The following is a 12,257-nucleotide window of genomic DNA, read 5'->3' on the forward strand; positions in this document are numbered from 1 at the left end:
CTATGCAATTTAAGAACGAGATATCATTCTATGTGAAACGAGATAAATCATCACAAATAATAAAATAGCCACGAACTCTAATGAAAGAATATACCATGGATAAGGACCTAAATAATCAATCAAACTCGCATTACTAGGCTTTCTCATTAAAAACATATAATTAGAACCAATTAGACGATTAATTCCGTAAACGAAAATCGCAATCACATTTAGTGTCACCCATGAACGGATGACAGACACAAACGTCGACCGATAATTTTCAACCCATAGCATATAAAAGCAAGCTAACACAATGGCAATATGAGCGATAAAAAATTGAAAGAATCGAATGTGTGGGTATCCGAAAAATAGCTCAGGAGTAATTATAGCAACTAAAGCTCCGGTCATACTAATGAAAAATGCTACTTCAAATAAACGATAATTTTTTGTGATAAGCATAAACGTACATGAATACAACGAGATCGAACATAACTGGAGAGGCAAGTTGATTGTAAGATCCCAGCGGTCATTTATGATAAACCAGAGGTGAAATGAAAACTCACTTAATACTAATACGAAAATGAGACCATATCTGGTTACCGATTTGTATTTATCTCTAATCGTTTCTTGAAATCGATATATTAACCAGATTAAAATTATGGAAATCAAAATCATGACTATGTGACTTAACGAAAACAAACCAAATGAATAAGAGCCTTGCTCAAACCCGTATATCGTCCCCAATTCAGTTCTCCTCCCCTTTTACACAACCTTACCTGTCATCCGTCCCTTTTTTAATTTGAATGGTTTGATAGATGACCTCAAAAATTGAAAGCAAAATCGCAAACCAAACGAGTCCATTGACTAATGAAATCGATGGATCATCAACCGTTCCAAGTGCTGAGAAAATTAAGATCATCACGATGAACAAACCCGTACTAATGGCTTGCCAGCTTCTTACTTCTACTAAGGTGGTGTCCTTATACTTTTTATAATTCAAACTATAAATGACAACCCCAACAAACACCCATGATAGGAACGGTAATCCACTAATAAAATGGTCAACCGCTAATAATGCCGCTACAATTCCTAACAATATATAATCAGTTCTCTCAAGTGACATCATAATCCTCCTAAAAAACCGAACCACACCAAAGTGATTCGGTCGTTATTTTCCAATAAACATCTGCGTCCAATAATACGTTCCGTTATCTTTAATAAACCCTACGCCGATGTGCGTGAATTTTTCCTGCAAAATATTCTTCCGATGGCCTTCACTATTCATCCAGCCTTCCATGACTTGCTCTGGTGAGCGTTGACCCATTGCGATATTCTCGCCTGCAGCTACATATCTAAGACCGAACTCATCCATCATTTCAAATGGCGAGCCATATGTCGGTGACTCGTGACTAAAATAGTCTTCATCCGCCATATCCTGTGATTTTGCGCGAGCAACATGACTGACATCAACTGAAAATTCAACTGGCTCAAGACCATGCTTTTCACGTTCTTCATTGACTAATTCATGAACCTGTCGTTCAAATTCATGCACTTGGTCGTCATCTCGTTCGGTACCATCCACATCTGAATCTTGAAAAACAGGAACAACTTCTTGGTTTTTATCATCACCTAAATAAGTTGAGATCATCATTGCCGCTCGGTTTAAACCGTCAACTGCTTGCTCAGTGACATCCACCCAGTCAACATTCGTTACGATATGTTCCACTCTGTCGGTCACTTTTTGTACTTCAGATGTATCTTCAACAGCCGTTTCATCCGTTGCGTCCGAAAACATCGATTCTGGAAGTGAATTTATGATAAAACCAAATACCAAAATAATGATGGCATATTTGATTAATTTAAACATCGACGTTCTTCCTCCTCATTGTCGCCTTCATGATGCTTAATTCTATTATAGAGCCGACTAACAACATTTTAAACAAAAATCTATCTTAATAAACCTATTCCCTTACAAACTTCCCGTTAATCTGACAAAGTTTGGAGAAAAGAAGGGATTTTGGCTTACGTGGAGAAATCATAATGTAATCCGAAGTAAAAGTAGGTGTTAAGATGCCAAACGTCTGGACACATATATTATTTTGTGAAGATGTGATGGAATATGTTCCACTCCAAGGAGAAGTGCGCGAGCATGGGGATTATTTTAATCTAGGTGCACAAGGGCCTGATCCCTTTTTCTATCATGACCCTTGGCCGTGGACAAAACACTCTCAGATCAATGATTTAGGCTTAATGATGCACAAAATCCGTTGCGGCCCTGTGTTACGGGATATGATTGAAGGCGCCAAAACAGGAACCAACGAAACGAAAGCCTATGTATTAGGGTTTATAACACATCACGTCCTAGACCGGGTAACCCATCCATATATTCATTATAAAGCTGGCTACGACGGTTATAACCACCAAAAACTAGAGACGATTATTGACACACTCATGATGTGGAACTTTAAAAGTATCAAAACATGGGAAAACCCCGTCAATCGTGAAATTGATATTGGGCTTGAGTTAAATCCTTACCTTGCCGTCATGATGGAAAAAATTTTAGATGACCACTTCGGTGATGATGTTCCGTTGTATGAAGGATTTTTTCAAAAATCCTATCAAGATATGAAACTCATCCTTAGAATTGTCTATGATCCATATGGTTGGAAGACGAAGCTGTTCTCTAAAGTCATTCCACCCATTTCTCATAGACCTATTCGCGAAGTGACAGACTATCTAAATGAACGTCACGAAGTTTGGCATCACTCTGCGACTCAGGAACCTAGTACTGAAAGTTTCATTGATTTATATAAACAGGCACGCGATGATGCAGTCACACTTGTTAATGCCATTTTGCGTTACTGGGAAAAACCAGTAGACGAAGCCCGCTCCGTTGCATTCGATTTATTAGGGAATGTTTCATATGACACCGGAAGACCATTATCCGAAGGTCACGAAAACAAATACGCTGAACCGATTGTATAAAACCTGCAGGTAAACTTTTAAAACCTGCCGATAAAACAAAACTCGCGCCTTCAGTTGGCGCGAGTTTTTCCTATTTCACTTCTACCTTCACAACATCTGATGGATCCTCTAATGCTTTGGCTTCTCGTTCACCTTTTTCAATATTCACGAACTGAAGCAGTACTATTCCGACAATGAAAAATACTATTAGAGACAAAATTCCTAATCGGCTACTATCCGTAAGTCCTGCTGTAATACCGAACACGAATGGTCCAATAATGGCGGCGAATTTCGATGTAATGCCGTAAAAACCAAAGAATTCAGCGTGTTTATGTTGCGGAATCATTCTCGCATAAATGGATCGGCTTAAAGCTTGAGAACCACCCTGAACCATACCAACGCAAATCGCTAGTAGATAAAAGTGCATAGCCGTTGTCATGAAATACCCTAAGATGACGATGACCACATACACCATCAATGCGAGCGTCAATGCGCGTTTAGGTGAAGTCCACTGTGCTAGTTTTGAGAAAAATAATGTACAAGGAATACCGACAAACTGCGTGATGAGTAAAGCAGCAATTAAATCGTTTGTACCGATTCCAATCGTTGCTCCGTAAAAAGTCGCCATTCGAATAATCGTTGAAATTCCATCTGAGAACATCCAAAACGCTAATATAAAAATTAATAGTTGCTTGTAATGCTTAAGCGTCTTAAACGTATCCCCAATTCGGCTGAAACCAATTGATAAAAACGATTGCGTCCGCTTTCCTTGAGGTTCCTTTTTCTCCTCTTTCAAATTTTTAAATAGTGGTAAGGAGAAAATAAACCACCAAATTCCAACTGTGACAAATGCGACTTGTGTAGCCACCTTTTCACTCGTGAAACCAAACCAGCTATACTTCATAATCATGAGTAGATTAACCGCTAGTAATAGACCGCCTCCGATGTAGCCGAAAGCATACGCCCAAGTCGACACTCGGTCCAAGTCTTCTTTTTTCGATACATGCGGTAAAAAGGCGTCATAAAACACATTACCGCCAGAGAAACCGACCGATGCGATGATGAATAAAATACTGGCAAATATGTAGTCACCTTCATTAACTAGGAATAAGAGTACGCTTGCCACCATCCCCATATATGCGAAGAATCGCAAAAACTTCATCTTCGCTGCCGAGTAATCCGCAATGGCTCCAAGCACTGGTGCCATCAAGGCGACAATCATTACTGCAATCGACTGAGTGAAGGAGTAATAGCTTGTGGCTGCCCCCTCTGACAAGTTGACCGCTGCTACGCTCTCATAAAAAATTGGAAAAACAGCGGCCATAATCGTCGTCGCAAAAGCTGAATTTGCCCAATCATACATCATCCAGCTACGTTCCAGTTTACGATTCATACCATCACTCTTTTCTGCTATTCTTTTTTCTTTAGCATATCAAACAGAATGAATCGATTCTATAATATTTCTGAAAATTTATAAATATTTTACAATTATTAAGCTTGCTTTTGGACACTCACATACATTTTTTGATACACGTCTGATTCCTCTTTCATCCCCATCTCAAGATACGTTTTAGACAACCACTTTAACGGTTGTGCTTCTTCAGGCTTCAATTCAGATTCCATACTAAAACACTCAAGCGCCTGCTTCCATTGCTTAAATTCATAATACAGTTCACCGAGTGATTGCATATGATCTAAATCGTCATTCATTTCATACAAACGGTCGAATTTCTGAATCGTATCAATCGACTCGTGCTTTTCTCTAAAAGGCTCCAGCCAGTCGTTAATATCCTTCAAACTATGACGATGCAGCATATTGCCAATGTACTTATGCAACAAGTCATTTGCCATGGTCGGATTTAACTGAGTCACTTTTAGTAGTAATGGCTGAATTCTAAAAGAATCTACATTGAGTTCGCTCGGACTGTTGTCTGTTAAAATATCGGCTATTTCATTAAGCGTCTTTTCATCAATATCAATTTGGCGAGACAACTGAGAGATGTGATCTAATTGTTTTGTTTCTAAATACAATGAGAGTAAACGTTCGTTAAGTGAGGCATCAGACATACTTTCTGATAAATGCTCAAGTATTTGGATAGCTTCATGATTAGAGAATCCATTTAGAAGATGTTTTTCAATCGAGGTAAAAGAGAAAGATTGAGGATTAGAAAATTGCCACATGACCAACTCTAACAGACGACCTTCCTCCTCAAGTCGATTAGCATACTTCTCAGCATACTGGTCTGGCTTATGGAACATTACTTTTTCCGCTTCAAGTCTGTCTTGATCAAACATTTCATCGGTTTGGTCATAATACATTTTATTAAAATCTTTATAGATGAGATCACTTGATAAAGACTTAACGAGACTATGCTTAGGAGCAAAATCTTTCATAACCCTTATGAGTTGATAGGCTGTCAGTAATTTACCATTACGTCTAAACTCATAAAACATGGTTTTTATTTCTTCAAAAATTTGTTTCTTGGAAATAAACGATTCAAAGAAAGTTAAAATATAAGCTTTTTCTTGCTTGGAGTAGTGTTGATTTAATTTACGAAGTAATTGTTTATTTGTAAGCACTGTAGGTGTTTGATTAGAGGCAATTAAGGAATCAATATACGGATGCGGAGCTTGATAAGTCATTCCTTTTGTGAAGGCATATTCGATAAAAGAATGACGACGTAGTTTCGTGGCTTTTTTTGCTGTTAAAAACTTGCCCTGGTAAAAGAACAGGTACAACAAATCGCCCGAACTATTCGTCGCCTCAACAATCTGCCCTCTTATATAGTTGGACATTCTTTCGGCCCGAAGCTTAATCGGCTTATGTTTTGAATCATGAATCACAAATTGATTTTGGATCATAACCAACCCTCCTATTTAATACTACCTTAACATAATTATATGCTAATTTCGCTAGAAGGATTAGTATTTGTCCAAAAATTTATACATGGGACAGTCGCATTTCGTGGTAAATGTCTTTTTTTAGCTCCAAAAAATCTTCTGTTAATAACAGTTCCTCATCTCTAGGTCGTGAAAACGGAACACGAATCTCTTTTTGAACCGTTGCTGGTCGTGGTGATAAGATAATAATTCGGTCTGATAGAAATAAAGCTTCCTCAATATTATGCGTAACAAACAGGATTGACCGTTGATGCTCTTCCCACATTGAGAGTAGCCATTTTTGCATATCCGTACGGGTGAATTCATCTAATGCAGAGAAAGGTTCATCTAGTAAAATTAACGACTGGGGGCTCAAGACACTTCGAATAAAGGACACGCGCTGCTTCATACCACCAGATAGCTCGTGAGGGTAAGCATGTTCATACGAACTCAGTCCTGCGCGCTCTAACATTTCAAGAGCTTTCTCCGAATTTTTTTCACCGGAAATTTCTTGCCCCAATAGCACATTACCTAAAATAGTTCGCCACGGAAATAAAGACGGCGTCTGCGGGGTATAACTAATCGACCCGCTTTTACCGACAATACTTTCCCCCTCTAGTAAAATATCGCCAGAGTGCGGTTGTAATAACCCGCCTACTAAACTAAACAATGTACTTTTCCCACTACCAGATGGTCCTAATACCGAAACAAACTCACCGTGGTCTAAGGAAAAACTAATGTCTTTCAAAACTGGTTGATCGCCAAACGAATGACTTATTTGACTAACGTTAAGATGTTCCACGTGATTCACCCTCCAGGTCCGAACTCCAATGGACGACGATTCTTTCAACCCAAGAAATGATTAAGAAAAATAATAGACTCAAAAATACCGTAATTAAAATTGCCACAAAGACGCGATCCGTCCTGAATGAGCTTTGAGCTAACGTCATATAGACCCCAATGCCTTTACTACCGCCTAACCATTCAGAGATCACGGCACCCATTACACTGTAGGTCCCAGAAATTTTTAATCCTGAGAACAAATACGGTAAGGCATTCGGCCACTCCAGTTTCGTAAAAATTTGTTTCTTGTTAGCACCAGCCATTTTCATATAATGCATAAGTTCTCGGTCGGCTTGCCTTAGGCCGTCTAACAATGAAATCGTTATTGGGAAAAAACAAACGAGTGTAATGACGATTAATTTGGGTAACATACCAAAGCCAAACCAGACGACTAAAAGCGGTGCAAGGACAATAATTGGTATGTTTTGCGTTAAAATGAGCAATGGATGCATCGACAACCTTAAGAAACCTACTAAATGTAAGGCAACGCCTACTAATACACCAACACTACTACCAATTCCAAAACCGATTAAAATTAATTGTAAAGTTGAAAATAAATCGGTTGAATAATCAGACCAGTCACTCACCATGACACTAAAAATTTGACTTGGCGCCGGTAACAACCAAGTTTGCACTTCGAATAACTGAACACTTAATTCCCAAACGGTAAAAAGGAGGATGAGCACCAGTCCTGGGCGCCACCCTCTTTGAAATAATTGTTTCATGTGCGATACTTCTCCGTTAATTCATCCATCGAAGCACCACTTGGATTATAATAAACTTTAACCTGAGAAATAATACTCGAACAACCTAAGTCAACCATCCGTTCATTCATCTTTTCTATGACTCGAAATAAATCAGATAAATTTCCTTCCATCGTTGTCTCAAGTGGGCTTACTTCGTATTTGACTCCCGCTTCATCGATGACTTTAATCGCCTCATCCACATAAGGAATGACATCTTCGTGATCTTTTGTTTTCGGTACAATTTGAACACTAACCAGTGCGTTTGTCATCGTTAATCCTCCTCGGGTAAGAATTCGTTCGTATAAGACGCTTCAACATCTAATGGCTCTTCTAATAAATCACGCTCATACATCCAGTCTGCATAGTTTTCCCACACTTCTTGTTTCTGATAACCCCATTGATCAGCATCGTCCTGATAACGTGGGCTTAACCACTTTTGACTTTCTTTAACTAATTCAGGATCCAAATCCGGCTCAGCTTCAATTAGAATGTCAGCCGCATCATCTCGATTTTCAATCGCAAATTCATATCCTTTAGCAGCTGCATTCATGAATTTTTGAACCGTTTCAGGGTTATCTTCCACCATATCTTCACTTGTGGCTAACACAGGTGTGTAGTAATCTAAGCTCTCACTATAGTCCGTTAAATAAATCATATTAATAGGCTCATCTCGAATCTCAGCTTCAATTCCTGTCCAGCCGTAATAGATCCAAGCAAAATCCACATCTCGCTCAACAGCGGTGAAGAAATCCGTATTACCAATATTGACAATATCTACTTCATCTACATCCGCACCATCTTCATTCATCACTGACGATAAGACAGCTTCTTCTACTGTGGAGCCCCATCCACCATATTGTTTACCTTCAAAATCTGAAGGTGACGTGATCTCCTTATCGACTGGCGAAGCGAAGCCAGACGTATTGTGTTGAATGATTGCTCCAATTGAGACAATCGGAACATCTTGTACTCTAGCTTCTGTAATGTTTTCCTGAAAACTGATTCCAAACTCCGCTTGGCCAGATGCCACAATTTGATCTGCTCCAGATTCACCTGGAAGCTCAATCGACACATCTAAGCCTTCTTCTTCAAAATATCCTTGATCTTGAGCTACGTATAGCCCTGTGTGGTTCGTATTCGGCGTCCAATCAAGTACAACGCTCACTTCCTCAAGGTCACCATTACTCTCATTCCCATTACAAGCTGCTAGTAAAACAGCTAAAAAAATAAAACCTAAACTCTTTTTCATCTCCATCCCCCTTACTGATTTTAGAATAACTAATGACATAAGTTGGGGATTATTAAATATGCCCTAGGCTACACCTAGGGCACACGAATGACTTGATTATACGTTCACGGTGTTCCCTACGCTGGTCTTAGCCAGGTCAGGTTCAAAGAGTCAGTATCTTACGGATACAATCTCAACCAGCAACACTGGTTCCCCTACAACTTATGTTTAGTTATGATATTTTCATTAATAGTATGACAAATTAGCATATGGAATGCAACTACTTTAAAAAGTTACTTATTCTAGCGCCTGACTGACATCATAGTCTTGGATATCGAGCTCCGTTTCCTCTTTCCTGGCTAATCTAGCCAACTCGGCGCCAAGATATGGCCCACTAGTTAAACCAGATGCTCCAAGTCCATTAGCGACTAATAATTGATCAATGTGCGGCACTGCTCCGATAATTGGAAGATAACCTGGTGTATAAGGCCTGAAGCCAACTCGAGTTTCTACAAACGTACTATTATCTAATCCGGGTGCAACTTCTAAAGCTTTTCCCAAGATCTCATGAATGGCACCTGTAGTCGTGCGATAATCGAACTCGACTTCATCTGTACGCGTCGCCCCAACAACCATACGACCTTCATCGAATGATAATAAATACGAATTATTTGGTGGCATCACGACCGGCCATTCACTCGTATTCATATTCTGTAAATCTAAATGAATAATTTGCGCTCGTTGATGCGTGACATGGAAGTTAATGCCCAGTGGTTCCATAAGCTGTTTAGCCCAAGCACCACTCGTATCCAATACCTTATCTGCAAAGATGGTTTGGTCATTGACGTTTACACCAACTACTCGATTAGATTCTGTTAAAATTTCAGCCGAACCTTGAATCACGTTTGCACCGCGCTTTTGGGCAGCTCTCAATAATGCATCTCGCATTGCCCGACCATCAACGCGTGCGCCACCACTAACATAGACCGCTTCATACTCATCCGATAATAACGGAAAATATGCTTGAGATTCCTCAGAGGAAAGACGCTTAATTTCACCAATCTCAGGCGCATCCTCTCGCCTTTTCTTAGCTCTTTCAACCATTTGATCTAATTTTGTTGGATCTGTATGTAAACTGATCGTACCAACGCGTTTGTAACCAACATCTGTCTCGCCGTCTACTTTTAGTTTCTCTACAAGCTCAGGGTAATACCTCGCACCGCCTTTAACCATTCGATACCATTTTTTATTTCGTCGTTGCGAAAGCCATGGACACACAATGCCCGCAGCTGCATCTGTTGCCTGGCCTAAATCTTTTCGGTCAATTATAGTGACATCCTCACCAGCTAAAGCTAAATGATAAGCAGTTGAAGCCCCTAAGATGCCACCACCTATAATTACAAAAGACATTGTCTTCACTCCAAAATTGATATTCATCGTCATTATAGTACATATAATTTCTGTCTCAAACGGCTTTGCCTTATAATAAAACTAAGATCGTTAGGAGGCTTAATCATGAAATTAGTCTATGAAGAAAAATGGGACCAAAACCTGTCTAGAGAGGACCGCAGAAAAATTGAGGAAGTCTTTGATGAAACAAAAGAATCTGATCAAGCAATTGAGGCTGTAACGCTTTGGCACGCTTTTAACCATAAAAACGAACTACTCGTCACAGCCCTCATTCATAACCGAAGTGAAAATGATATTATTTTTGACCACACTCATATAACTTATAGAACACTTGATGAGACAATCGCAGAAGATACATTTACGATTCCGAGGTTAGTTGTGCAACCTAACACCAGTATGCCATGGACATTTATATTTTCAAAAAGCGAAGTTAATGAACCAAGCTTTGGAACATTAGTTTGGTAGTTTTATTTCAGCCAGCCTTTTTCTTCAATCTTTGAAACGGCTTCAATCCGGTTGGATACTTCTAATTTATCAAATATAACCGAAATATAATTACGGACTGTTCCGTACGTTAAAAATAACTGACTTGCAATTTCCTTAGTACTCAGTCCTTCTGCAATCAGTTTAATTACTTCAGTTTCACGCTCCGTTAATGGATTAGGCTCTTCAAAAGCAAGGTCAATTAACTCTGGGGCGTAAACTTTTCGCCCTTTCATAATCGAACGAATCGAACTGGCCAGCTCTTCACTCGGACTCTCTTTTAACAAATAACCATAAACCTGCGCTTCACGTGCACGTTCAAAATAGCCAGCTCGAGCAAAAGTGGTTAAAATAATCACTTTGCAATCTAAGTCTTTCATGTCCTGTGCGGCTTCAAGGCCGTTTTTAACTGGCATTTCAATGTCCATAATACATATATCTGGGTTGAGTTCCTTAACAAGATTAACCGCTTCTTCCCCGTTCGAAGCTTTACCGACAACCTCCATATCATCCTCTAAGTCAAGTAACGAACCTAAAGCACCTAATAACATGCGTTGATCTTCTGCTATGACAATTTTAATCATTGTGCTTCCTCCCACTTTCCTTGCCTTGTGACGTTTGGAATATGAATAACCATTTTTGTTCCAGAATCGTTATGGATTTCTAAATCTCCGTTAACAAACTCCAGTCGTTCGGAAATACCTCTTAAACCATGACCTTTCGAATCCCGTGGTTGGCTAAGGCCAATGCCGTCATCCTTGACTACCAATTGAATCTCGTCTTTTGACTCTTGAATATCAACCGTACATTGGTCTGCCTGACTATGTTTTACGACATTCGTCACAGCTTCTCGAAGACACATACTTAATACGTCCTCGATTAATGCCGGAGAGTGGTCAAGCTCTTGAATGCCAGTGAATTCTGCGCGTATATCAGCGGCTTTTAATAGCTGACTGACGTGTTCAATTTCCTCTGACAGTTTAGCGCCACGCATATCCGATAACATGTCGCGGACTTCTTTAAGCGCCGTGCGAGCGGTTTGGTTAATATCCGTAATCTCGCCGATTGCTTTTTGAGGATCTTTTTCCAATAACCGTTTGGCTAAATCACTCTTTAAACCTATTAAAGATAGCTTTTGTCCTAGTGTATCATGAAGGTCTCGTGCAATACGTTGACGTTCTTCATACACTAGGAGTTGTGAGATTTTTTCATTTGCATCGACTAATTGCGCTTCCAAAGCTTGGCGTTTCAAACGGTTGTATGTATTGATCGGAAGCAAGATAACACCTAATATCGTAATGATGATAAACGGCATTTGATACTCAAGCAATTCCTCTTGTATCATCACACTGAAACTCGCTGCTACAACGGTTGTGATTAAATGCACGACATATAATGTGATAAAACCAGCTTTATGCTTAATATTCCCAATAAAAAATGCCAAAAACAGTGAAAAATAAACAAAGCCGTAAAATAAGGACATTCCAATACTAATCAGCATCATGATCGACACACAAACATACAGAAACCAGCCATTATTTAAAAAGGACAAACGATATGCGACAAAAAATATGACAATCAAAACGAATCCTAAAATAACTTCAAACCAGGAAGTGGACCGGAAGATGAAGTAAAATGGGAGTAAACTAAAAATGATCCAGACATATATACTTAAGCTTAAGTTTTTCGGAAAAAGATTAAACCAATTTTGCATGATTGATGTC

At 39.3% G+C, this 12,257-nt stretch carries 14 protein-coding genes and 1 riboswitch; of the genes, 2 read left to right on the plus strand and 12 right to left on the minus strand.

The window, feature by feature from the left end; all coding sequences use genetic code 11:
* Nucleotides 1-9: 9 nt before the first annotated feature.
* Genes EDC24_RS12615 through EDC24_RS12625 form a run of 3 tightly spaced genes read right to left on the minus strand, consistent with a single transcriptional unit; the run spans nucleotide 10 to nucleotide 1,846 of the window.
* Nucleotides 10-723, minus strand: a complete 714-nt coding sequence (locus EDC24_RS12615) for a YwaF family protein (protein WP_124223180.1) — start codon at nucleotides 721-723, stop codon at nucleotides 10-12.
* Nucleotides 724-751: 28 nt separating this feature from the next.
* The gene (locus tag EDC24_RS12620) at nucleotides 752-1,102 is read right to left on the minus strand and encodes a hypothetical protein (RefSeq protein ID WP_124223182.1); all 351 of its coding nucleotides are present in this window, start codon (nucleotides 1,100-1,102) and stop codon (nucleotides 752-754) included.
* 45 nt (nucleotides 1,103-1,147) lie between these two features.
* Nucleotides 1,148-1,846 carry a CAP domain-containing protein gene (locus EDC24_RS12625; protein WP_124223184.1) on the minus strand — a complete coding sequence of 233 codons (699 nt, stop codon included), beginning with the start codon at nucleotides 1,844-1,846 and terminating at the stop codon, nucleotides 1,148-1,150.
* A gap of 203 nt (nucleotides 1,847-2,049) precedes the next feature.
* Here EDC24_RS12625 and EDC24_RS12630 point away from each other — a divergent pair, with 203 nt between their 5' ends.
* Complete coding sequence (locus EDC24_RS12630) at nucleotides 2,050-2,964, plus strand: zinc dependent phospholipase C family protein (protein WP_124223186.1); 915 nt, start codon at nucleotides 2,050-2,052, stop codon at nucleotides 2,962-2,964.
* A 70-nt stretch (nucleotides 2,965-3,034) separates the two neighbouring features.
* On the opposite strand, the gene EDC24_RS12635 is transcribed toward EDC24_RS12630, so the two are convergent.
* From EDC24_RS12635 to EDC24_RS12665, 7 genes are all read right to left on the minus strand, one after another.
* Nucleotides 3,035-4,336 carry an MFS transporter gene (locus EDC24_RS12635; protein ID WP_124223188.1) on the minus strand — a complete coding sequence of 434 codons (1,302 nt, stop codon included), beginning with the start codon at nucleotides 4,334-4,336 and terminating at the stop codon, nucleotides 3,035-3,037.
* A gap of 98 nt (nucleotides 4,337-4,434) precedes the next feature.
* Nucleotides 4,435-5,805, minus strand: a complete 1,371-nt coding sequence (locus tag EDC24_RS12640) for a hypothetical protein (protein WP_124223190.1) — start codon at nucleotides 5,803-5,805, stop codon at nucleotides 4,435-4,437.
* A gap of 79 nt (nucleotides 5,806-5,884) precedes the next feature.
* Nucleotides 5,885-6,625, minus strand: a complete 741-nt coding sequence (locus EDC24_RS12645) for an ABC transporter ATP-binding protein (protein WP_124223192.1) — start codon at nucleotides 6,623-6,625, stop codon at nucleotides 5,885-5,887.
* Nucleotides 6,612-7,391: an ABC transporter permease gene (locus EDC24_RS12650; protein WP_124223194.1), complete on the minus strand. Its 780-nt coding sequence runs from the start codon at nucleotides 7,389-7,391 to the stop codon at nucleotides 6,612-6,614. Before EDC24_RS12650 ends, EDC24_RS12645 begins: the two co-directional genes overlap by 14 nt.
* The gene (locus EDC24_RS12655) at nucleotides 7,388-7,681 is read right to left on the minus strand and encodes a thiamine-binding protein (RefSeq protein WP_124223196.1); all 294 of its coding nucleotides are present in this window, start codon (nucleotides 7,679-7,681) and stop codon (nucleotides 7,388-7,390) included. Before EDC24_RS12655 ends, EDC24_RS12650 begins: the two co-directional genes overlap by 4 nt.
* 2 nt (nucleotides 7,682-7,683) lie before the next feature.
* Nucleotides 7,684-8,661, minus strand: a complete 978-nt coding sequence (locus EDC24_RS12660; protein WP_124223198.1) for an ABC transporter substrate-binding protein — start codon at nucleotides 8,659-8,661, stop codon at nucleotides 7,684-7,686.
* Between the two features lie 96 nt (nucleotides 8,662-8,757).
* Nucleotides 8,758-8,867, minus strand: a riboswitch (TPP riboswitch).
* Between the two features lie 70 nt (nucleotides 8,868-8,937).
* On the minus strand, nucleotides 8,938-10,050 hold the full coding sequence (locus EDC24_RS12665) for an NAD(P)/FAD-dependent oxidoreductase (RefSeq protein ID WP_124223200.1): 1,113 nt from the start codon (nucleotides 10,048-10,050) through the stop codon (nucleotides 8,938-8,940).
* A gap of 105 nt (nucleotides 10,051-10,155) precedes the next feature.
* On the opposite strand from EDC24_RS12665, the gene EDC24_RS12670 reads away from it, so the two are divergent.
* Nucleotides 10,156-10,515, plus strand: a complete 360-nt coding sequence (locus EDC24_RS12670) for an SLAP domain-containing protein (protein WP_124223202.1) — start codon at nucleotides 10,156-10,158, stop codon at nucleotides 10,513-10,515.
* 2 nt (nucleotides 10,516-10,517) lie between these two features.
* Here EDC24_RS12670 and EDC24_RS12675 read toward each other — a convergent pair whose 3' ends face one another.
* Both EDC24_RS12675 and EDC24_RS12680 read right to left on the minus strand, forming a co-directional pair.
* Nucleotides 10,518-11,117, minus strand: coding sequence for a response regulator transcription factor (locus EDC24_RS12675; protein WP_124223204.1), 600 nt, complete (start codon nucleotides 11,115-11,117; stop codon nucleotides 10,518-10,520).
* Nucleotides 11,114-12,247, minus strand: a complete 1,134-nt coding sequence (locus EDC24_RS12680) for a sensor histidine kinase (protein WP_124223207.1) — start codon at nucleotides 12,245-12,247, stop codon at nucleotides 11,114-11,116. Before EDC24_RS12680 ends, EDC24_RS12675 begins: the two co-directional genes overlap by 4 nt.
* Nucleotides 12,248-12,257 lie beyond the last annotated feature (10 nt).

It is taken from the genome of Aquisalibacillus elongatus (assembly GCF_003843875.1).
Classification (GTDB): Bacteria; Bacillota; Bacilli; order Bacillales; family Alkalibacillaceae; genus Aquisalibacillus; species Aquisalibacillus elongatus.